General features: G+C 55.3%; 16 protein-coding genes. 7 read left to right on the top strand and 9 right to left on the bottom strand.

Annotated features, from left to right (window positions below):
* Positions 1-31: 31 nt before the first annotated feature.
* Positions 32-2,350: a Fe(2+) transporter permease subunit FeoB gene (gene feoB / locus BN2591_RS15030; RefSeq protein WP_086872717.1), complete on the top strand. Its 2,319-nt coding sequence runs from the start codon at positions 32-34 to the stop codon at positions 2,348-2,350.
* A gap of 11 nt (positions 2,351-2,361) precedes the next feature.
* Positions 2,362-2,601 carry a [Fe-S]-dependent transcriptional repressor FeoC gene (gene feoC / locus BN2591_RS15035; RefSeq protein ID WP_086872719.1) on the top strand — a complete coding sequence of 80 codons (240 nt, stop codon included), beginning with the start codon at positions 2,362-2,364 and terminating at the stop codon, positions 2,599-2,601.
* Here feoC and bioH read toward each other — a convergent pair.
* Positions 2,598-3,371: a pimeloyl-ACP methyl ester esterase BioH gene (gene bioH / locus BN2591_RS15040; protein ID WP_086872721.1), complete on the bottom strand. Its 774-nt coding sequence runs from the start codon at positions 3,369-3,371 to the stop codon at positions 2,598-2,600. The two genes, feoC and bioH, sit on opposite strands and share 4 nt — an antisense overlap.
* 38 nt (positions 3,372-3,409) lie before the next feature.
* On the opposite strand from bioH, the gene gntX reads away from it, so the two are divergent.
* The 3 genes from gntX to gntT all read left to right on the top strand — a co-directional run bounded on the left by gntX (position 3,410) and on the right by gntT (position 6,404).
* The gene (gntX, locus tag BN2591_RS15045) at positions 3,410-4,093 is read left to right on the top strand and encodes a DNA utilization protein GntX (protein WP_086872723.1); all 684 of its coding nucleotides are present in this window, start codon (positions 3,410-3,412) and stop codon (positions 4,091-4,093) included.
* A gap of 58 nt (positions 4,094-4,151) precedes the next feature.
* Positions 4,152-4,727, top strand: a complete 576-nt coding sequence (gene nfuA / locus BN2591_RS15050; protein WP_086872725.1) for a Fe-S biogenesis protein NfuA — start codon at positions 4,152-4,154, stop codon at positions 4,725-4,727.
* A 360-nt stretch (positions 4,728-5,087) separates the two neighbouring features.
* Entirely contained in the window at positions 5,088-6,404 is a 1,317-nt protein-coding gene (gene gntT, locus BN2591_RS15055; protein ID WP_017459537.1) for a gluconate transporter, read from the top strand.
* 43 nt (positions 6,405-6,447) lie between these two features.
* Here gntT and malQ read toward each other — a convergent pair whose 3' ends face one another.
* Complete coding sequence (gene malQ, locus BN2591_RS15060) at positions 6,448-8,538, bottom strand: 4-alpha-glucanotransferase (RefSeq protein WP_086872727.1); 2,091 nt, start codon at positions 8,536-8,538, stop codon at positions 6,448-6,450.
* A gap of 9 nt (positions 8,539-8,547) precedes the next feature.
* On the bottom strand, positions 8,548-10,941 hold the full coding sequence (gene malP, locus BN2591_RS15065) for a maltodextrin phosphorylase (protein WP_086872729.1): 2,394 nt from the start codon (positions 10,939-10,941) through the stop codon (positions 8,548-8,550).
* A gap of 606 nt (positions 10,942-11,547) precedes the next feature.
* Between malP and malT the strand changes: the two genes are divergently transcribed.
* Positions 11,548-14,253, top strand: coding sequence for an HTH-type transcriptional regulator MalT (gene malT / locus BN2591_RS15075; protein WP_086872733.1), 2,706 nt, complete (start codon positions 11,548-11,550; stop codon positions 14,251-14,253).
* An 18-nt stretch (positions 14,254-14,271) separates the two neighbouring features.
* Here malT and BN2591_RS15080 read toward each other — a convergent pair whose 3' ends face one another.
* The 3 genes from BN2591_RS15080 to glpE are packed head-to-tail and all read right to left on the bottom strand — an operon-like array spanning position 14,272 to position 16,266.
* Positions 14,272-15,030 (bottom strand): DeoR/GlpR family transcriptional regulator, encoded by a 759-nt coding sequence (locus BN2591_RS15080; RefSeq protein ID WP_017459542.1) that lies wholly within the window; start codon positions 15,028-15,030, stop codon positions 14,272-14,274.
* 17 nt (positions 15,031-15,047) lie between these two features.
* Positions 15,048-15,878, bottom strand: a complete 831-nt coding sequence (gene glpG / locus BN2591_RS15085; RefSeq protein ID WP_086872735.1) for a rhomboid family intramembrane serine protease GlpG — start codon at positions 15,876-15,878, stop codon at positions 15,048-15,050.
* A gap of 58 nt (positions 15,879-15,936) precedes the next feature.
* Positions 15,937-16,266 (bottom strand): thiosulfate sulfurtransferase GlpE, encoded by a 330-nt coding sequence (gene glpE, locus BN2591_RS15090; RefSeq protein ID WP_017459544.1) that lies wholly within the window; start codon positions 16,264-16,266, stop codon positions 15,937-15,939.
* A gap of 189 nt (positions 16,267-16,455) precedes the next feature.
* Between glpE and glpD the strand changes: the two genes are divergently transcribed.
* Complete coding sequence (gene glpD, locus BN2591_RS15095; RefSeq protein WP_086872737.1) at positions 16,456-17,961, top strand: glycerol-3-phosphate dehydrogenase; 1,506 nt, start codon at positions 16,456-16,458, stop codon at positions 17,959-17,961.
* 78 nt (positions 17,962-18,039) lie between these two features.
* Here the strand turns inward: glpD and glgP are convergent, their stop codons facing one another.
* The 3 genes from glgP to glgC form a co-directional block, all read right to left on the bottom strand.
* Positions 18,040-20,487 (bottom strand): glycogen phosphorylase, encoded by a 2,448-nt coding sequence (glgP, locus tag BN2591_RS15100; RefSeq protein ID WP_086872739.1) that lies wholly within the window; start codon positions 20,485-20,487, stop codon positions 18,040-18,042.
* Between the two features lie 19 nt (positions 20,488-20,506).
* The gene (gene glgA / locus BN2591_RS15105) at positions 20,507-21,940 is read right to left on the bottom strand and encodes a glycogen synthase GlgA (RefSeq protein WP_017459547.1); all 1,434 of its coding nucleotides are present in this window, start codon (positions 21,938-21,940) and stop codon (positions 20,507-20,509) included.
* Between the two features lie 82 nt (positions 21,941-22,022).
* Positions 22,023-23,315: a glucose-1-phosphate adenylyltransferase gene (gene glgC / locus BN2591_RS15110; RefSeq protein ID WP_086872741.1), complete on the bottom strand. Its 1,293-nt coding sequence runs from the start codon at positions 23,313-23,315 to the stop codon at positions 22,023-22,025.
* Positions 23,316-23,326: the final 11 nt, after the last annotated feature.

A 23,326-nucleotide genomic window follows, 5' to 3' on the forward strand; every position in this document is an offset into this window, starting at 1 on the left:
AGCCAGTCGTTATAAAGAGTGCTACGTAAAAATGAAAAAATTGACCATTGGCTTAATTGGTAATCCTAATTCTGGCAAGACAACGTTATTTAATCAGCTCACCGGCGCGCGTCAGCGGGTGGGAAACTGGTCCGGCGTAACCGTTGAGCGCAAAGAGGGGCAGTTCAACACGACCGACCACCAGGTCACGCTGGTCGATCTTCCCGGAACGTACTCGCTCACCACCATTTCCGCGCAAACCTCGCTGGATGAGCAGATCGCCTGCCATTACATTTTAAGCGGTGACGCCGATCTGGTGATCAACGTTGTTGATGCATCCAATCTTGAGCGCAACCTCTACCTGACGCTGCAATTGCTGGAGCTGGGCGTGCCGTGCATTATCGCCCTCAACATGCTGGATATCGCCGAAAAGCAGAAAGTCCGCATTGATATCGACGGCCTTGCCGCACGTCTGGGCTGCCCGGTGATCCCGCTGGTTTCCACGCGCGGTCGCGGGATTGAAGCGCTGAAATTGGCTGTTGACCGTCATCAACACAACGACAATGTTGAACTGGTGCATTACGCTCACCCCCTTTCCCGCGAAGCAGACGTGCTGGCGCAGCAAATGGCCAATGATGTGCCGTTGCAGCAACGTCGCTGGATGGGTCTGCAAATGCTCGAAGGTGATATTTACAGCCGCGCCAACTCTGGCGTGGATGATAAGCAACTCGCCGCCGCGCTTTCGCGCCTGACGGCTGAAATGGACGACCCGGCACTGCATATCGCTGATGCTCGCTACCAGTCGATTGCGGCGATTTGCGATACCGTCAGCAACACGCTCACTGCCGAGCCAAGCCAGTTCACCGCCGCACTTGACCGCATCATCATCAACCGCTTTTTGGGTTTGCCGATCTTTTTGTTCGTCATGTATTTGATGTTTCTGTTTGCCATTAACATCGGCGGCGCATTCCAGCCCATTTTCGACGCGGGCTCGGTCGCCATCTTTATTCACGGTATTCAGTGGCTGGGTTATACGCTGCACTTCCCCGAATGGCTGACCGTGTTCCTGGCGCAAGGGCTTGGCGGCGGTGTCAACACTGTGCTGCCGCTAGTGCCGCAGCTCGGCATGATGTACCTGTTTATGTCCTTTCTTGAAGATTCCGGTTATATGGCTCGCGCCGCGTTTGTGATGGATCGCTTGATGCAATCGCTGGGTCTGCCGGGCAAATCTTTCGTACCGCTGATTGTCGGTTTCGGCTGCAATGTACCGTCGGTGATGGGCGCGCGTACGTTAGACGCGCCGCGTGAACGTTTGATCACCATTATGATGGCGCCATTTATGTCCTGCGGCGCGCGTCTGGCCATCTTCGCGGTTTTCGCTGCCGCCTTTTTCGGCCAGCAAGGGGCGCTCACCGTCTTCTCGCTGTATGTGATTGGTATCGTGATGGCGATCCTGACCGGCCTGGTGCTGAAACATACGCTGCTGCGCGGCGAAGCCTCGCCATTTGTGATGGAACTGCCGGTGTACCATGTTCCGCATCTGAAAAGCCTGTTGCTGCAAACCTGGCAGCGTCTGAAAGGCTTTGTCATCCGCGCAGGGAAAGTGATTATCATCGTCAGCATTTTCCTCAGCGCGATGAACAGCTTCTCGCTGAACGGCCGTACCGTACACAAAATTGATGAATCCGCGCTGGCCTCTGTCAGCCGCGTATTTACCCCGCTGCTGGAGCCAATTGGCGTGCATGGCGATCACTGGCAAGCCACCGTGGGTCTTGTCACGGGCGCAATGGCGAAAGAGGTGGTCGTCGGTACGCTGAACTCGCTTTACACGGCGGAAAATATTGAGCAGGAAGCCTTTAACCCGGCGGAGTTCAGCCTGACAGGTGAACTGATTGCCGCTCTGGAAGAGACGGCGAAAAGCGTGAAAGAGACGTTCAGTCTGAGCGTACTGGCTAACCCAATCGAAGCCAGCAAAGGCGACGGTGAAATGGCGACCGGCACCATGGGCGTGATGAGCGAAAAATTTGGCAGTGCGGCAGCCGCTTACAGCTACCTGATTTTTGTGCTGCTTTACGTACCGTGCATCACCGCGATGGGTGCCATCGCCCGCGAATCCAGCCGTGGCTGGATGGGTTTCTCGGTGCTGTGGGGGCTGAATATCGCTTACTCGCTCGCCACGCTCTTTTACCAGACAGCGACGTTTAGCGATCATCCGGTCTACAGCCTGACCTGCATTCTGGCGGTTCTGCTGTTTAACGTGGTGGTCATTAGCGCCCTTCGCCGCGCCAGAAGCCGGGTGGATGTCAACCTGCTGGCCACGCGTAAAACCGTTGCCAGCTGCTGCGACAGCCCGGCGGGCGATTGTCACTAAGGAGCAGCAACATGGCGTCGTTAATTGAAGTGCGTGATCTATTGGCATTGCAAGGACGGATGGAGGCTCAGCAGTTGAGCACCGCGCTGCATACGCCGCGTGCGATGATCGACGCCATGCTCGGTCGCATGGAAGCCATGGGTAAAGCGGTGCGTATTCAGGAAGAGGCTACCGGTTGCTTAACCGGTAGCTGCAAGCAGTGCCCGGAAGGGAAAAGCGCCTGCTCTCGTGAATGGTGGGCGCTGCGTTAAACAAGCCTGGCTTTCAGCGCCAACAACGCCTCGCAGAACTCCGCAGGATGGGAAACAAACGGCGCATGTGCCGCTTTCGGGAAAATCAACGACTCGCTCTGCGGCCACATATCATCCAGTAATGGCACAATTTTACGCGGCACCAGCCCGTCAAGACGGCCATAAATACGTAAAAACGGTAGCGTCAGCCCGCCAAGTGCGTCGCGTAAATCCACCGTTTTTAAAATCTCCAGCCCGCCGTTCAGCACTTCCGTTGGCGGCATCGGAAGCGACAACACCGCGTTTTTAAGCTCACGCGCATCCTGCCTTGCGGTTTCGGTGCCGAGCGTCTGCAGTGCCAGGAAACGTTCAACGGTACGCTGAAAATCTTCACTCAATTGCTGCTGAAAACCAGCCAGCACTTCAGGCTTGATTCCCGCCCAATCACCCTGCGCGCTAAAACAGGGCGATGAGGCAACCGTAACCAACGCACTCACGCGTTCAGGTGATTGCAACGCTATCTGGCTCGCCACCAGCCCGCCCAGGCTCCAGCCCAGCCATATCGCCTGTTGTGGCGCGTGAGATAATACGATATCCGCCATCTGTGACAGCGCCAGTGCGCCAAACCCTTCGCTTCTGCCATAGCCAGGCAGATCCACTACATGCAGCGTAAAGTGCGAACTCAGTTCCGGCGTAATGCAATCCCAGACCTGAGCATTCAGCCCCCATCCGTGCAGCAGCACAAGATGACAATTTCCTTCGCCTTTGGTTTGCCACCAGATGTTTTTCATCAGCTATCGTTCTCTTCTTTCACACAAGGAGGTGGCACATGCTAACAGTGCCAGGCTTATGCTGGCTATGTCGAATGCCATTGATGCTGAGCCAGTGGGGGATCTGTTCTGGCTGCACGCGCGCCATGAAAGTGCGCGAAAAAGTTTGCCCTTTGTGCGGTTTACCCGCCGCTCGCGACGACATTGCCTGCGGACGCTGTCTGCAAAAACCGCCGCCCTGGCAGCGGCTGATTGCCGTCAGTCGTTACGCGCCACCGCTTAGCCCGCTGGTGCAGCAGTTTAAATTTTTGCCTCGCCCGGAAATTGCCCGCGCACTGGCCCGTCTGCTGCTGTTAGCGGTATTAAACGCACGCCGCTGCGGAAACTGGCAGACACCGGATATGCTCTTAAGCGTACCGCTGCATGCGCGCCGCCAGTGGCGCAGAGGGTTCAATCAAAGCGATCTCCTGTGCCGGGCGCTGGCGCACTGGTTACAAACTCCATATCAGCCTGCCGCGCTGCGCCGGGTGCGGGCGACACCGGTACAGCACCAACTCAATGCCCGTTTGCGCAAGCAGAACCTGAAAAATGCCTTTCGTCTTGAATTGCCTGTTACCGGTCTCCATATCGTCGTGGTGGATGATGTCGTCACGACCGGCAGCACCGTTGCGGAAATCACCCGGCTGCTTTTACGCCGCGGCGCAGCAACTGTTCAGGTCTGGTGCCTGTGTCGAACCTTGTAGACCCTCGATGATGGGCGTATTATAACCAAGTAAAATAGTCAACTATTAGGCCATTGCTATGATCCGTATTTCCGACGCTGCCCAAGCGCACTTTGTCAAACTGCTGGCAAATCAGGAAGAAGGGACACAAATCCGCGTATTTGTGATTAACCCAGGCACGCCCAACGCTGAGTGTGGCGTCTCTTATTGCCCGCCAGACGCGGTTGAAGCCACCGACACCGCGCTGAAATTTGAACAACTTGTTGCCTATGTCGATGAGCTGAGCGCGCCGTATCTGGAAGATGCGGAAATCGATTTTGTTACCGATCAGTTAGGTTCGCAGCTGACGCTGAAAGCGCCGAACGCCAAAATGCGTAAAGTGTCCGACGACGCACCGCTGATGGAGCGCGTGGAGTATCTGCTGCAGTCCCAAATCAACCCGCAGCTGGCTGGCCACGGCGGCCGTGTCTCGCTGATGGAGATCACCGAAGAAGGCTACGCCATTCTGCAGTTTGGCGGCGGCTGTAACGGTTGCTCGATGGTCGACGTGACGCTGAAAGAGGGTATCGAAAAGCAACTGCTGACCGAGTTCCCGGAGCTGAAAGGTGTTCGCGATCTGACCGAACACCAGCGCGGTGAGCACTCTTACTACTAAGCCTGCTTTCTGCTGTAGATTGCCCGGCGGCGTTCTGCTTGCCGGGTCTACAGAGTTAAACTTTGTGTTACCCGTATCTCTCCCCTCACATTTCCCTTTTCACAGGTGGTTAGTTTCCCGGCGTTAATATGACGCACGTCTCAGATCTTACATTTAGATCGCCAGAGTGATTCTCTTTTGATGGATGTTACCCGTATCATTCCTGCCAGCACCGACAACTTAAAAAACATCCGACTACAATTTTTAGCAATGGATGTCAGCCGCAACGGTGCCGCAGCTCGCTCCTTCCTCTTTCGGGAATTTTCAGCGGCTGCCAGAAACACTGACGTTACCCATAACAATTTAAAGGCCAGGTAAATCATGCCATTAGTCATAGTCGCTATCGGTGTTGCTCTCTTACTCCTGTTAATGATCCGCTTCAAACTGAACGGATTTATCGCCCTGATCCTTGTGGCGCTCGCCGTGGGGATGATGCAGGGCATGCCGCTCGATGCCGTTATTAAATCGATTAAAAATGGTGTCGGCGGTACGCTCGGCAGCCTTGCGCTGATCATGGGCTTTGGCGCCATGCTCGGCAAACTGCTGGCAGACTGCGGCGGCGCACAGCGCATCGCCACCACACTTATCGAAAAATTTGGTCGCCAGTACATTCAGTGGGCGGTGGTGCTGACCGGTTTTACCGTCGGTTTCGCGCTGTTCTATGAAGTCGGCTTCGTACTGTTGCTGCCGCTGGTGTTCACCATCGCGGCATCCGCACGTATTCCGTTACTGTACGTTGGTGTGCCGATGGCAGCAGCGCTGTCCGTGACGCACGGCTTCCTGCCACCGCACCCCGGCCCAACGGCGATTGCGACCATTTTCCATGCCGATATGGGCAAAACGCTGCTCTACGGTACGCTGCTCGGTATCCCAACCGTTATCCTTGCTGGCCCGGTCTATGCCCGCTTCCTGAAAAGCATTGATAAACCGATCCCGGATGGCCTCTACAACGCGAAAACCTTCAGCGAAGAAGAGATGCCTGGCTTCGGCGTCAGCGTCTGGACATCGCTGGTGCCGGTGATCCTGATGGCGCTGCGCGCGGTAGCAGAAATGCTGCTGCCGAAAGGCCACGCGCTGCTGCCTTACGCCGAGTTCTTCGGCGACCCGGTCATGGCAACCATGATTGCGGTGCTGATTGCGGTATTCACCTTCGGTCTGAACCGTGGCCGTTCAATGGACGACATCAACGAAACGCTGACCAGCTCTATCAAAATCATTGCCATGATGCTGCTGATCATCGGCGGTGGCGGTGCGTTCAAACAGGTTCTGGTTGATAGCGGTGTCGATAAATACATTGCTTCAATGATGCATTCCACCAATCTCTCTCCGCTGTTTATGGCGTGGTCAATTGCCGCAGTGCTGCGCATCGCGCTGGGTTCCGCCACCGTTGCGGCAATCACGGCGGGCGGTATTGCGGCGCCGTTGATTGCCACCACCGGCGTGAGCCCGGAATTGATGGTGATTGCGGTCGGTTCCGGTAGCGTGATTTTCTCTCACGTTAACGATCCGGGTTTCTGGCTGTTCAAAGAGTATTTCAACCTGACCATCGGCGAGACCATGCGCTCCTGGTCGGCGCTGGAAACGATCATTTCGGTTTGCGGTCTGGTTGGCTGCCTGTTGTTGGGCATGGTGGTTTAATTCAGTCACTGCATGTAAAAAGGCCCGGATAACCGGGCCTTTTTTATTTCCGCTTTGCCGCCGCTTTGCGACGCCGGTCGAGATCTTTTAATAACTTATTGACCTTTTCATCGGCAAACATCGCCTCCAGCGACACCGCCAGCTTCCGCCGCCAGTTTTTATACTGGTAACTGGTGCCCGGAATATTCACCGGCCCGGCCATATCCAGCCAGTCTTCCGGTTGCAACCCCAATAGCGCGCTGTTGCTGTCGGCGATATAGCGCTGCATTCCACGGTTGAGCACCGACGTCATTGGCGTGCGCGATGCTTTATGTCCCGCGCGCTGCGGCAAACAACCGTACTGATGAAGCGCATCAAGCAGCCCCTGTTTCGCCAGTTCGCGATCCTGATACAACCCGCGCAACACCACTTCATCCGGATAGAGCCCCAGCGTTTTGCCGAGCGTCAAATCACCGCTTTCCCAATAGCCGCGCAGCGTAGGAAGATCATGCGTTGTCGCCACCGCCATTGACTGTTGTGGATACGCCTGCGGCGCGCGGAACGTTTTTTCATGATCGTTTTCGAAGTAGAGCACTTTGTAAGAGTAGACGCCGCTGCTGCGCAGTTTACCGACGATCTCCACCGGCACGGTTCCCAGATCTTCACCAATCACCATGCACTGATGACGCTGGCTTTCCAGCGCGAGAATGGCGAGCAGGTCATCGACCGGGTACTGCACATACGCGCCGTGATCGGCCGTTTCACCATATGGGATCCACCACAGACGCAACATCGACATCACATGATCAATACGCAGCGCACCGCAGTGTTTCATATTGGCGCGTAGCAGATCGATAAATGGCGCATAAGCGCGGGCGTGGATCACATGCGGATCCATCGGCGGCAACCCCCAGTTTTGCCCCAGCGGGCCGAGAATATCCGGCGGCGCGCCAACGGAAGCTTTGAGGCAATACAACTCGCGATCGCACCAGGTTTCTGCGCCCCCTTCCGCCACCCCCACGGCCAGGTCGCGGTACAGACCAATCGGCATCGCATAACCCTGGCTGGTTTGCCAGCACTCGGCGAACTGGGTGTAAGCCAGCCATTGCAGCCAGAGGTAGAAATTGACCTCATCCTCATGCTCTTTGCAGAAGGCTTTCACCTGCGGGCTGCGCGTGTTCTGGTATCCTTCCGGCCACACCGGCCAGCCCCAGCGCAGCATATCTTCCTTCACCTGGTTGGCGTGAATGGCATCGAACGCCGCCTGCCAGTAAAGGCTGTCGCCTTCCTGCTGCACAAAACGCTGGAACGCCACAGCCTGTTCATCGCTCTGCGCACGCTGGCGAAAGCGCTGCCACGCCATGCGCAATGCCTCCAGTTTCAGCGCCGTGACGGTGGCGTAATCCACCCATTGTGCATCGCGCGCGGCCCGCAGTGTTTCGCGCGTCGTGGGCAGATGCCACCAGGCCTGTGCCTCTTCGCTATCGCGGAAATCGGCCACCGCATTCACATCGATATAGATAACATTCAACCAGCGGCGTGATGACGGGCTGTACGGGCTGGCACTCTCCGGGTTCGCCGGATAGAGCGCGTGAATCGGGTTCAGGCCGATAAACGCACCGCCGCGGCTGGCCACCTCGCCAAGCATCTTTTTCAGATCGCCGAAATCGCCAATCCCCCAGTTACTCTCAGAACGCAGAGTGTAAAGCTGCACACATGCGCCCCACAGTTTCTTACCGTCGAGCAGCGCCTGCGGTTCATAACAACGCGCCGGCGCGATGATGACCCGGCACTGCCAGCGTTGATTTTTCTGCGTCACAGTCAGCGTGTGGTAACCCAGCGCCAGCCCGGTTGGCAGCGCTAAAGTAGCCCCGCCGCGCACATCGCCCTGGTACTGTTTGCCCGTTTCCGTGGTGAGTTGCCACTGGAAATCGCCTTTACCAACAACCGGCAGCACTTTTTTCTTGCCATGGATAAACACCTTCACCACAGGCACCGGCGGCGCACTGACCGCCGCCACAGGCGCGGGATGCATCGCATCCAGCAAACGCCGCTTGGTTTGCACGGTAATAGATTGCGGTTTACCGTGCGCATTGATGTAGTTTGGGCTGATCCCCGCCGCCAGCGCGGCCTGTTCCAGACGTTTACTCTCCATCACCCTTCCTTAGCGTTTCGCCTGCCAGATACGGGTTTGATAATCGCGGATCGAACGGTCAGAGCTGAACATCCCGCAGCGCGCGGTGTTCAGGATCGCCGCTCGCGTCCAGGCTTCCTGGTCACGGTAGAGCACATCGACACGTTTCTGCGCCGCCACATAATCGGCGAAATCCGCCAGCACCAGGTACGGGTCACCGCCCTGTTTGCCAATGCTATGCAGCATCTGGTCGAAGGCGTGTTTATCGCCATCGCTGTATTTACCGCTTTCCAGTTCTTTCAGCACCGCATCCAGTTGCTTATCTTTTTTGCGCCACTTCAGCGGGTCGTAACCTTTTGCTTTCAGCGCTTTCACCTGCTCGACGGTGTTACCGAAGATAAAGATATTCTCCTCGCCCACCTGTTCGGCAATCTCGACGTTGGCACCGTCCAGCGTACCGACGGTTAACGCGCCGTTAAGCGCCAGCTTCATATTGCCGGTGCCGGAGGCCTCTTTGCCCGCCGTGGAGATCTGCTCGGAAACATCCGCCGCCGGAATCAATTTTTCCGCCGCTGAAACACAGTAATCCGGCAGGAAAACGACCTTCAGTTTGTCGCCAATGCTGGCGTCGCTGTTAATCACTTCCGCCACTTTATTGATGGCATAGATAATATTTTTCGCCAGGTAGTAACCCGGCGCGGCTTTCGCACCAAACAGGAACACGCGCGGCACGCGGTCGGCTTGCGGGTTTTCGCGGATCTCTTTATACAGCGCCAGAATGTGCAACAAGCCAAGATGCTGACGTTTGTACTCATGCAAGCGCTTGATCTGAATATCAAACAGCGCATGCGGGTTAATGTCGATGCCGGTACGCGCTTTCACAAACGCCGCCAGTTGCTGTTTGTTGTGCTGTTTTATCTCACGGTACTGTTTACGGAACGCCGCGTCGTCGGCGTATTTCTCCAGGTTAATCAACTGGTCGAGATCGTTGGCCCACTCTTTTTTCAACGTCTTATCAAGCAACGCAGCCAGTTGTGGGTTGCACTGTTTGATCCAGCGACGCGGGGTGATGCCGTTGGTGACGTTATGGAATTTGCCCGGCCATAACTGGTGGTATTCCGGGAACAGATCTTTTACCACCAGATCCGAGTGCAGCGCCGCAACGCCGTTCACCGCGAACCCACCAACCACGCACAGGTTCGCCATGCGTACCTGTTTGTGATGCACCACCGCCAGCTTCGCCCACACGGCTTTGTCGCCAGGCCAGGTTTTCTCAACCAGCACTTTAAACTTGTCGTTGATCTGCTTGATGATTTGCATATGGCGCGGCAGCAGCGCTTTCACCAGCGTTTCATCCCAGCACTCCAGCGCTTCTGGCATCAGCGTGTGGTTGGTATAGGCGAACGTGCGGCTGGTGATCGCCCATGCGTCATCCCAGCTCAGTTGATGCTCGTCAAGCAGCACACGCAGTAACTCAGGAATGGCAATCGTCGGGTGCGTGTCGTTCAGTTGAATAACTTCGTAGTCCGGCAGTTGCGCCAGCTTGCGCCCGGCCAGATGATGGCGGCGCAGAATATCAGCCACCGAACAGGCACACTGGAAATATTGCTGCATCAGACGCAGCTTTTTGCCCGCCTGGTGGTTGTCATTCGGGTAGAGCACTTTGGTGAGTTTTTCCGCATCAATGCCGGTTTGTTCGGCACGCAGGAAATCGCCATCGTTAAATTTGGTGAGGTTAAACGGGTGCGCGTGCGTCGCCTGCCACAGGCGCAGCGGCTGGGTAATGCCGTTGCGATAGCCGATGACCGGCAGATCCCAGGCTTCGCCGATCAGCGTAAAAGCAGGCTGCCAGTGCCCCTCTTTGCTGACTTTACCGCCAATCCCCACCTGCACATCCAGCTGTTCGTTGTGGCTAAACCATGGGTAGCTGCGGCGGTGCCAGTCATCCGGCGCTTCATGCTGTTGCCCGTCAACAAAAGACTGGCGGAACAAGCCGTATTGATAATTCAGACCGTAACCGGTGGCTGACTGACCAACGGTCGCCATCGAATCCAGGAAACAGGCCGCCAGACGCCCTAAACCGCCGTTGCCGAGCGCCGGATCGATCTCCTCTTCCAGCAGATCGGTCAAATTGATGTCATGGTGCTTCAACACCTCGCCAACGCCCTCATACCAGCCCAGATTCAACAAGTTGTTGCCGGTCAGGCGACCAATCAAAAACTCCATTGAGATATAGTTGACGTGGCGCTGCTTTTTCACCACTTTCGGTGCGGGCTGCGCCGCCAGCAGTTCTGCCAGCGCACCGCTGACTGCTTGCCACCACTGGCGGGTTGTCATGTCACTCGCGGCCTGCACTCCAAAACGCTGCCACTGGCGCGTAAGAGCCGTTTCAAATTCCGCTTTATTAAACGTTGGCTTTGACATAAAGAATCCGGGTCCTGTAATGAAGTAAATCGACGTTTGCGCTAGTGTGCCTGGCTCGGTAACTGAGTTCCTCATCCTGCCAGGGATTAGCCGGGGAGGAGTAGCGGGGATGAGCGAAAAGTGTGATCGCCGCCACTTAAAAGTAGCGTCTTTTTTGAACATTTTTCAATCAATAAAACGGCAACCGGTGGTGAAAGAATCCTCGCGCGGCCGGGAAAAATGAAATGACGTTTCGGAGAGAATAAATATGGCTGGTTGGTGAAAATTTGGCGAAATAATATTTCGCTGCGCGGACGTGTTCGTTTTTTGCTATTTGTGCGTTTATGTCAGCCAATGTCTTAATATTTCTTATAAAGACCTTATAGTTGCCAGTTGTATTTAACAACCTGGCCTGCATCGCCCGCCAGTCCTGCCTCCCTCTCTTTTGCCATTATTGTGCTTTCTTTATTCACGACATAAATAGAAATGTGACATGGTGCAAATTCACAATCGCCAGATTCGGACATAACTTGCAATATTTCTTCATCTGGCCGACCTTATTACTATTAATTACGAAGCGCAAAAAAAATCGTCCCCTCCGTTTTTTCGCACAGTGAAGTGATAACTATGTTGATTCCGTCCAAATTAAGTCGCCCGGTTCGTCTCGACCACACGGTGGTGCGCGAACGGCTGCTGGCTAAACTTTCCGGCGCCAACAATTATCGGCTTGCGCTGGTCACCAGCCCTGCGGGTTACGGCAAAACCACGCTCATTTCCCAGTGGGCGGCAGGCAAGAATGATGTGGGCTGGTTTTCGCTGGATGAAGGCGATAACCAGCAGGAGCGTTTTGCCAGCTATTTTATCGCCGCCATTCAACAGGCGACGGGCGGGCATTGCGTCAGCAGCGAAGTGATGGCGCAAAAACGTCAGTACGCCAGCCTGCCGTCACTCTTCTCACAACTGTTTATTGAGCTGACCGAATGGCAGCGTCCGTTGTATCTGGTGATTGATGATTACCACCTCGTCACCAACCCGGTGATCCACGATGCGATGCGCTTTTTCTTACGCCATCAACCAGAAAACCTGACGCTGATTGTGCTGTCGCGCAACTTGCCGCAGTTAGGCATCGCGAATCTTCGCGTGCGCGAGCAGTTGCTGGAGATTGGCAGCCACCAGCTTGCCTTTACCCACCAGGAAGCCAAACAGTTCTTTGACTGCCGCCTGAGCTCACCGATTGAGGCGGCAGAGAGTAGCCGCCTGTGCGACGACGTAGCCGGTTGGGCAACGGCGCTCCAGCTTATCGCGCTTTCCGCCCGGCAAAACCACAGCGCACCGCACCAGTCTGCGCGTCGTCTGGCGGGCATTAACGCCAGCCATCTTTCGGATTATCTGGTTGATGAAGTGCTGGATAATGTCGATGTCGATACGCGTCATTTCCTGCTGAAAAGCGCGCTGCTGCGTTCAATGAACGATGCGCTGATTGTGCGCGTAACCGGCGAAGAGAACGGGCAGATGCGGCTGGAAGAGATAGAGCGCCAGGGCCTGTTCCTGCAACGGATGGATGATTCCGGCGAATGGTTTAGCTACCACCCGCTATTTGGCAGCTTCCTGCGCCAGCGCTGCCAGTGGGAGCTGGCAACAGAGTTACCGGATATTCACCGCGCGGCAGCGGAAAGCTGGATGGCGCAAGGCTTCCCGAGCGAAGCCATTCATCATGCGCTGGCGGCGGGCGATGGCATTATGCTGCGCGATATTCTGCTGCATCACGCATGGGGGCTGTTCAACCACAGCGAGCTGAGCGTACTGGAAGAGTCGCTAAAAGCCCTGCCGTGGGAAAGCCTGCTGGAAAACCCACGGCTGGTACTGTTACAGGCCTGGCTGATGCAAAGCCAGCACCGCTACAGCGAAGTGAACACCCTGCTGGCGCGCGCCGAACAGGAGATGACCACGCAAATGGACGCCTCGCTGCACGGCGATTTCAACGCTTTGCGCGCCCAGGTGGCTATCAACGATGGCGACCCGGTGGAAGCCGAACGGCTGGCGATGGTGGCGCTCGAAGAGTTGCCGCTGGCCAATTACTACAGCCGCATCGTGGCCACCTCGGTACACGGCGAAGTGTTGCACTGCAAAGGTGAGCTGACCAATTCGCTGTCGGTGATGCAGCAAACCGAGCAGATGGCGCGTCGTCACGACGTCTGGCACTACGCGCTGTGGAGCCTTATCCAGCAAAGCGAAATTTTGTTTGCCCAGGGCTTCCTGCAAGCGGCCTGGGAGATGCAAGAGAAGGCCTTCATGCTGATCCGTGAGCAGCATCTTGAACAGTTGCCGATGCATGAATTTTTACTGCGCATCCGCGCGCAACTCTTGTGGGCATGGGCGCGGCTGGACGAATCCGAAGCGGCGGCGCGTCAGGGTATGGAGGTGCTTTCCGCCCTGCAACCGCAGCAGCAGTTGCAGTGCCTGGCGTTACTGGTGCAAAACTCGCTGGCGCGTGGCGATCTCGATAATGCCCGCAGCCACCTGCACCGGTTAGAAAACCTGCTCGGCAATGGTCAGTATCATAGCGACTGGGTATCGAACGCCGACAAGGTACGGGTGATCTACTGGCAAATGACTGGCGATAAAAAAGCGGCGGCGCAGTGGCTGCGCCAGACGCCTAAACCTGAATTTGCCAATAACCATTTTCTGCAAAGCCAGTGGCGCAATATTGCCCGCGCGCAGATCCTGCTCGGCGATTACGACCCGGCAGAAATGGTGCTTGAGGAATTAAATGAAAACGCACGCAGCCTGCGTCTGATGAGCGATATCAACCGCAACCTGTTGCTGTTGAACCAGCTTTACTGGCAGGCCGGACGTAAAAATGACGCACAGCGAGTGTTGCTCGAAGCATTACAACTGGCTAACCGCACCGGATTTATCAGCCACTTCGTGATTGAAGGTGAAGCGATGGCGCAGCAATTGCGTCAGTTAATTCAGCTCAACACGCTGCCGGAGCTGGATCAGCACCGCGCCCAGCGGATTTTGCGCGACATTAATCAGCATCACCGCCACAAGTTCGCGCATTTTGATGAGAATTTTGTCGAACGGCTGCTCACTCACCCGGAAGTGCCGGAACTGATCCGCACCAGCCCGCTGACCCAGCGCGAGTGGCAGGTGCTGGGGCTGATTTATTCTGGCTACAGCAATGAACAAATTGCCGGCGAGCTGGCTGTCGCAGCGACAACCATTAAAACCCATATCCGCAACCTCTATCAGAAGCTCGGCGTTGCCCATCGCCAGGATGCGGTTCAGCATGCACAACAGTTGCTGAAGATTATGGGCTACGGGGTGTAAAAACCGCCGCAAGGCGGTTTAGCACAACTCCAGTTGCACGTTGTTGCTGGTAATCACCTGCACTACGCTGGCGGGTGGCATGGTATCGGTGTAAACCGCGTCAACCATGCTAATGCTCCCCATATTGACCATCGCGTTACGACCAAACTTCGAATGATCCACCACCAGCATCACATGGCGCGAGTTTTCAATAATCGCGCGTTTGGTGCGCACTTCATGGTAGTCAAACTCAAGCAATGAACCATCGGCATCGATGCCGCTAATGCCGAGGATGCCGAAATCGAGGCGGAATTGAGAGATAAAATCGAGCGTCGCTTCACCCACAATGCCGCCGTCGCGGCTACGGAGTTCGCCACCTGCCAGAATCACCCGGAAGTCGTCTTTCTTCATTAATGTATTGGCGACGTTCAGGTTGTTGGTGACGATGCGTAAATCGCTGTGGTTGAGCAGCGCATGAGCGACCGCTTCCGGCGTGGTGCCGATATCAATAAACAGCGTAGCGCCATTGGGAATTTGCTCCGCCACTTTGCGGGCGATACGCTCTTTTTCCGCCGTTTGCGTCGCTTTGCGATCGTGCCAGGAGGTGTTTTCCGAGCTTGATGGCAGCGCCGCGCCGCCGTGATGACGCAAAATTTTATTCTGATCCGCCAGATCGTTCAGATCGCGGCGAATCGTTTGTGGACTAACGGAAAATTGCTCGACTAACTCTTCGGTACTGACGTATCCCTGCTGTTTAACCAGTTCAATAATTGCGTCATGACGCTGTGTTTGTTTCATGAATTGTCCCTGGATAATTATGTTCGTTTTCGCACATTTTTCGTGTCGACCAGCGCCATTGCCAGCCCAATCACCATCCCCGCCGTGTGCGCGCCGTTAGCAATGGCGAAACCGGTCAAACCGAACCACTCCGCCACCATCAGCACAACAGTGAAGATAAACAATCCGTTAGGTAACGCAATCTGCGATTCCGGGTCACGTATACCGCGCAGCCAGACATAGCCAATCAGCGCGTAAACCACGCCGGATAAGCCGCCAAACCACGGGCCAGTAAGCTGGTGCTGCACAAAACCGCTCAATAAGGCGCTAATGAGGGTAATGACCACCAGTTTTCCGGTGCCCAGACGTTTTTCAACCACGCCGCCAAGATACCACCACCAGAAAAGGTTGAAGATGATATGCACCAGCGAAAAGTGCATTACCGTATGGGTGAAGTAGCGCCAGACTTCAAACTGCACGCTGGCGTCCCACGGCCAGGCAAGCCACATCATTATCGTTTGATCGCCGATAATGCTCATCATCACAAACACCACGACGCACAGCGCCGACATCAGCAGCGTTAATGGCCCGCCGCGCTCGCGCAGCGCCGCCCGCAGCGGAAAGCGGCGATAGTGCAAGCCGCTATCGATTTGGCCAGATTGCCAGCTCGCCGCCTGGTAACGCGGGTCGCCGGGGTTTTCCATAAAACGCGCCAGTTCGCTACGCACGCGCTCCGCCTGGCTTTCATCTGCCAGCCAGACATCGCTTTGCTGATGGTGTTGAAGGGTGAGGATCACACCCTGGGTCTGCATATAATCAACAAACGCCTGGGCGACGCGAGGGTTGGAAAAAGAGGTAATCATCAACATGGCAGGCGTCGTTTAGTCCCTACAAAAAAAGACAGTATACCCAAGACAAGCGCAATGCCTACAGCGCGCCGTGCATCACTTCAGACGGAAAGTGACGATGCCAGGCGTCGAAACCGCCGTCCACGCTGTAGACCTGATCGTAGCCCTGCTGCAATAAATATTGCGCAGCGCCTTTACTGCTGTTGCCGTGATAGCACATCACCATCACCGGCGTTTCGAAGTCGTTATCACGCATAAACGCGCCCAGCGTGTCGTTGGTGAGATGAAACGCGCCTGGCGTGTGCCCCATCGCAAAGCTCTGCGGATCGCGAATATCCACCAGTACAGCCTGCTGCTGGTGCAATTTTTGGTGGGCTTCTTCTACGTTAATACACTCAAAGTGATCCATGACGTTCTCTTAATTGACACAGTAAATGGCTATCCTGCCGTCAAGTGTACGTCGTGACGGCGGGTTAACGCCATTATGTTATGCATATCACTCTAAATTGTTTTTTTGATGTTACCAAAAGCGCGTTCCTTTGCTATTATGAGCGATATCGAACATTTTTGAGCTTTAACGAAAGTGCATGAGGACAGCATGGAAACCAAAGATCTGATTGTGATAGGCGGGGGCATTAATGGTGCCGGTATCGCGGTTGACGCCGCAGGGCGTGGTTTATCCGTGCTGATGCTGGAAGCACAGGATCTCGCCTGCGCGACATCCAGCAACAGCTCCAAATTGATTCACGGCGGCCTGCGCTACCTTGAACACTACGAATTTCGCCTGGTGAGCGAAGCGCTGGCCGAGCGCGAAGTGCTGCTGAAAATGGCGCCGCACATCGCCTTCCCGATGCGTTTTCGCCTGCCGCACCGCCCGCACCTGCGCCCGGCGTGGATGATCCGCATTGGTCTGTTTATGTACGATCACCTGGGTAAACGCACCAGTTTACCCGCCTCCAAAGGGTTGCGTTTTGGCTCAGAGTCGGTGCTGAAACCGGAAATCGTGCGCGGTTTCGAATATTCCGACTGCTGGGTGGACGATGCGCGTCTGGTATTGGCCAATGCGCAGATGGTGGAACAAAAAGGCGGTAAAGTGATGACCCGCACCCGCGCAACCAGCGCACGTCGTGAAAATGGCATGTGGATTGTTGAAGCGGAAGATATCGATACCGGCGAGAAATTTAGCTGGCAGGCGCGCGGCCTGGTAAACGCCACCGGTCCGTGGGTGAAAGAATTCTTCGATGACGGTATGCATCTGCCTTCCCCGTACGGCATCCGCCTGATCAAAGGCAGCCATATTGTGGTGCCGCGCGCGCACGCGCAAAAACAGGCGTATATCCTGCAAAACGAAGATAAGCGTATTGTGTTTGTCATTCCGTGGATGGATGAGTTTTCGATTATCGGCACCACGGACGTGGAATATAAAGGCGATCCGAAGCATGTGGAGATCGACGAAAACGAGATCAACTACCTGCTGAAAGTCTATAACGGCCACTTTAAGAAACAGCTGACCCGCGAGGATATTGTCTGGACCTACTCAGGCGTGCGCCCGCTATGCGATGACGAATCCGATTCGCCACAGGCGATTACGCGTGACTATACGCTGGATATCCACGACGAAAACGGCAAAGCGCCGCTGCTGTCAGTGTTTGGCGGCAAGCTGACCACTTACCGCAAGCTGGCCGAACACGCGCTGGAAAAACTGACACCGTATTACAAAGGCATTGGCCCGGCATGGACGAAAAGTTGCGTACTGCCAGGTGGAGACATTGCAGGCGATCGTGATGATTACGCCGCCAAATTGCGCCGCCGTTATCCGTTTATCAGTGAATCGCTGGCGCGCCATTATGCCCGCACTTACGGCAGCAACAGCGAGCTGATACTGGCGAATGCCACCAGCCTTGAAGAGTTAGGCGAGCATTTCGGTCACGAATTGTACGAAGCCGAGCTGCGTTACCTGGTCGAACACGAATGGGTCAGACGCCTGGACGACGCTATCTGGCGTCGCACCAAACTCGGCATGTGGCTGAATGCAGAAGAACAGTCGCGCGTGGCGCAATGGTTAACGCGTCATCATAAAGCGGAACTGTCGCTGGCGTCGTAACAGGATCAGCGTCTCCCTGCGCAAGGCTGGCATCGCAAAATAAAGGAAAAACCTCTCCCAACCGGGAGAGGTTTTTTATTACAAGCGAACCGGTTTGATATGCCAGATATTCTCGGCATATTCCTGAATGGTGCGATCCGATGAGAAGTACCCCATATTGGCGATATTGCGCATCGCTTTGGTGGTCCACTCTTCCGGATGGAGATAGAGCTCATCCACTTTTTCCTGGCAGTCGATATAGCTGCGGAAATCTGCCAGTACCTGGTAATGGTCGCCAAAGTTAATCAACGAATCGACGAGATCGCGATAGCGCCCTGGTTCCTGCGGACTGAACAGGCCAGTGGCGATTTGTGTCAGCACCTGATGCAACTCTTCATCTTTCTCATAGTATTCACGCGGCTTATAGCCCTTGCGTCGCAGCGCTTCGACTTCATCCGCCGTGTTACCGAAGATAAAGATATTCTCTTCGCCGACGTGCTCCTGCATCTCAACATTCGCGCCGTCCAGCGTACCAATCGTCAGTGCGCCGTTGAGGGCAAACTTCATATTACTGGTGCCGGAAGCTTCCGTGCCCGCCAGTGAAATTTGCTCGGAAAGATCCGCCGCCGGAATAATGAGTTGCGCCAGGCTGACGCTGTAATTGGGAATAAAGACGACTTTCAGTTTGTCGCCAATCTGCGGATCGTTGTTGATCACCTGCGCGACGTCATTGATCAAGTGAATGATATGTTTCGCCATGTAGTACGCAGACGCGGCCTTACCGGCGAAGATATTGACGCGCGGCACCCATTGCGCCGTGGGATCGGCCTTGATGCGGTTATAGCGAACAATAACGTGCAACACGTTCATCAACTGGCGCTTATATTCATGAATGCGTTTGATCTGCACATCGAAAAGCGCTTTCGGGTTCACCACCACATTCAGTTGCTGAGCAATAAACGTCGCCAGCCGCTTTTTGTTTTCCAGCTTCGCCTGGCGCACCGCCTGGTTCACCGTCGGATAATCAATATGCTGCTCCAGCTCGCTCAACTGACTGAGATCGGTACGCCATGTGCGGCCAATATTTTCATCCAGCACGTGCGAAAGCGACGGGTTCGCCAGCGCCAGCCAGCGCCGCGGCGTCACGCCGTTAGTGACGTTGAGAAAACGCATCGGGAAGATTTCTGCGAAATCGGCAAACAGCGACTGAACCATTAAATTGGAGTGCAGCTCGGAAACGCCATTCACTTTATGGCTGACCACCACCGCCAGCCAGGCCATACGTACCCGACGTCCGCTGGATTCGTCAATAATCGACGTGCGGCTCAATAAGTCGATGTTATTCGGATGCTGTTCCTGCAAGGTCTTGAGGAAATAATCATTAATTTCAAAGATGATTTGCAGATGGCGCGGCAAAATTTTACCCAGCATATCCACCGGCCAGGTCTCCAGCGCCTCACTCATCAGTGTGTGGTTGGTGTAAGAGAAGACCTGACACGTCACCTCAAAGGCGTCATCCCAGTCGAATTTATGCTCGTCGATAAGCAGACGCATCAGCTCAGGAATCGACAGCACCGGGTGGGTGTCATTGAGGTGAATGGCGATTTTATCTGCCAGATTGCTGAAAGTCTGGTGCAGTTGATAGTGACGGCTGAGGATATCCTGCACCGTCGCGGAGACCAGGAAGTACTCCTGACGCAGGCGTAACTCGCGCCCGGAGTAGGTGGAATCATCCGGATAGAGCACACGGGAGACGTTTTCCGAATGGTTTTTATCTTCCACGGCGGCAAAGTAGTCGCCCTGGTTGAATTTGCCGAGGTTGATTTCGCTACTCGCCTGCGCATTCCACAAACGCAGCGTGTTAGTCGCATCGGTATCGTAGCCGGGGATAATCTGATCGTAGGCCACGGCGAGGATCTCTTCGGTTTCAACCCAACGGCTTTTTTTGCCTTCCTGCTGAATGCGCCCGCCAAACCGCACCTTATAGCGTGTGTTGTGACGTTTAAACTCCCACGGGTTGCCGTACTCCAGCCAGTAATCCGGCGACTCTTTCTGCCGCCCGTCGACGATGTTCTGTTTGAACATCCCGTAGTCGTAACGAATGCCGTAGCCGCGACCGGGCAATCCCAGCGTCGCCAGCGAATCCAGGAAGCAGGCCGCCAGCCGACCCAGCCCGCCGTTACCAAGGCCGGGGTCGTTCTCTTCATCAATCAGTTCTTCCAGGTCGAACCCCATTTCATCCAGCGCATTTTTCACATCGTCATAGATACCGAGTGACAGCAAGGCGTTAGAAAGGGTGCGGCCAATCAAAAACTCCATCGACAAGTAGTAAACCTGGCGCACTTCCTGAGAGAGCTGCGCACGGGTGGAACGCAGCCAGCGCTCCACCAGCCGATCGCGCACGGCAAACAGCGTGGCGTTCAGCCATTCGTGGCGATTGGCGACAGCCGGATCTTTACCGATGGTGAACATCAGTTTGTAGGCAATCGAATGTTTTAACGCCTCAATACTTAACGTAGGTGAAGCATAAGTAAAAGGTGCATTCATATAAGTGATTCCTGGAAAACTATTTCAACCGAAAGTAAAGATCGCGGTATGACTGCGCGGCGACCTGCCAGCTAAAATCCATCGCCATCGCCTGACGCTGTACAAAACGCCAAAGCGATGGACGGGACCACAACACGAAAGCACGCCTGATGGCCCTGAGCAGCGACCAGGCATTACTGTCTTCAAAGACAAAACCACTGGCGACGCCATCCGCCAGGTTTTCCAGCGAACTGTCGGAAACCGTATCAGCCAGCCCGCCGGTGCGGCGCACTAATGGCAGCGTGCCGTACTTCAGGCCATACAACTGTGTCAGGCCGCAGGGTTCAAAGCGGCTTGGCACCAGAATGACATCCGCCCCGCCCATAATGCGGTGCGAGAACGCTTCGTGGTAACCAATCTGCACCCCCACCTGCCCGGAGTGTTCAGCGGCGGCGGCGAGGAACCCTTCCTGCAACACCGGATCGCCCGCGCCGAGCAGCGCCAGTTGACCGCCTTGTTCCAGAAGCCCAGGTAAGGCTTCCAGCACCAGATCCAGCCCTTTCTGGCTGGTCAGACGGCTCACTACCGCAAACAATGGGACTTTGTCGTTCACTTTCAGCCCCATCGCCACTTGCAGTTGACGTTTGTTTTCCGCTTTTTCTTCCAGCGTATCGCGCGTGTAGCGCGCACCGAGCAGCAAATCGGTGGCTGGATCCCAAATTTTTTCATCGACGCCGTTCAGAATGCCGCTCAGGCGACCTTCTTGCTGACGCTGGCGCAACAGCCCTTCCATGCCATAGGCGAACTGCGGTTCGGTGATCTCGCGCGCGTACGTCGGGCTGACAGCGGTAATATGATCCGCGTAATACAGCCCCGCCTTGAGAAACGAAATCTGTCCGTTGAACTCCAGCCCGTGCATATTAAAGAACGACAATGGCAGTTCGATGTCATTCATATGCTGTGCATAAAACATGCCCTGATAGGCAAGGTTATGCACCGTAAATACCGACTTGGCCGGATGCCCCTTCGCCGCGAGGTAAGCCGGAGCCAACCCTGCATGCCAGTCGTGCGCGTGCACCACATCCGGGCGCCAGAATGGATCAAGCCCGCTGGCCATTTCGCTGCCGACCCAACCGAGTAACGCAAAACGCAGCACGTTGTCGGTATAGGCGAACAAATTCGTATCGTGATAGGGGCTCCCGGGCCGATCATACAGATGCGGCGCATCGATCATGTAAATCCCCACCCCGTTGAAGTGACCGAATAACAGCGAAATGTGGCCGGCAAACGTCTCACGCCGGGACACCACTTTCGCATCGCTCACACCACGACGAATATCAGGGAAAGCAGGCAACAGAACGCGAGTATCAACACCACCGGCAATTTGTGCCGCAGGCAACGCGCCAATAACGTCTGCCAGACCCCCGGTCTTCAGCAACGGAAACATCTCAGAACATACATGTAAAACCTGCATTATCGCTCCTGTTCAAAACCCGTTGGCCTTGACGCCAGAAAGGGGGAAACAGCGCGCGGACCCCTTCCGCGCAAGGTTATAATCAGATGCTTTCAGCTTTTAATTTGCGCAACATTTCACGTGTGACCAACACAATGCCTTCTTCAGAACGGTAAAAGCGACGCGCATCTTCTTCTGCATTTTCACCAATCACCGTTCCTTCCGGTATCACGCAGCCTCTGTCGATAATGCAGCGATGGAGGCGACAGGAGCGCCCCACCCACACTTCCGGCAGCAAGACCGAAGAGTCGATATTGCAGAATGAGTTGACGCGCACGCGGTAGAACAATACCGACTGCACAACAACCGATCCTGAAATAACGCACCCGCCGGAAACCAGCGAGTTCAACGTCATGCCGTGGCTGCCCGACCTGTCCTGGACGAATTTCGCCGGGGGTAAAGATTGATTATAGGTACGGATAGGCCAATTTTGATCGTACATGTCCAGTTCCGGCATCACCGAGGCTAAATCCAGGTTCGTTTTCCAGTAGGCTTCGAGCGTACCGACATCCCGCCAGTATGGGCTGGCATCAGGATCGGACTGCACGCAGGACAACGGGAAAGGGTGCGCATACGCCATGCCAGACTTCACTATCTGCGGAATGATGTCCTTGCCGAAATCATGGCTGGAATTTTCATTCTCATCGTCCTGCTCCAGCAGGTCGTACAGATACTCCGCATCAAAAATATAGATCCCCATGCTGGCCAGCGCCTTGCTGTCGTCACCTGGCATACAGGGCGGCGACGCGGGTTTCTCCACGAAGTCGATTATTTTGTCGTTCTCATCAACGGCCATCACGCCAAAAGCGGTGGCCTCATGGACGGGCACCGGCAGGCAAGCAACGGTACAACGCGCCTCTTTTTCCACATGGTCAATCAGCATGCGCGAGTAGTCCTGCTTGTAGATATGATCGCCCGCCAGAATGACGATGTACTCTGCGCGATAACGACGAATGATGTCGAGATTCTGCGTGACCGCATCCGCCGTGCCGCGATACCAGTTTTCGCCATGCACGCGCTGTTGAGCCGGGAGCAGATCGACAGACTCATTCATCTCGTTGTTAAAAAACGACCAGCCGCGCTGAATATGTTGAATCAGCGTATGCGACTGGTACTGCGTGATAACGCCAATCCGGCGAATGCCGGAGTTAATGCAGTTGGACAGCGCGAAATCGATGATGCGGAACTTGCCGCCGAAATGCACCGCGGGTTTGGCGCGTTTTTTGGTTAAATCTTTCAGACGCGTCCCCCGGCCGCCCGCCAGGATCAGGGCAACAGATTTTAGCGGCAACTGGCGCGCCAGCATTGTTGGGTCGTTCTTATCTAATCTCACCATGACTAACTCCT

Origin of the sequence: Kosakonia pseudosacchari, assembly GCF_900184035.1 — a bacterium.
Taxonomy (GTDB): Bacteria; Pseudomonadota; Gammaproteobacteria; order Enterobacterales; family Enterobacteriaceae; genus Kosakonia; species Kosakonia pseudosacchari.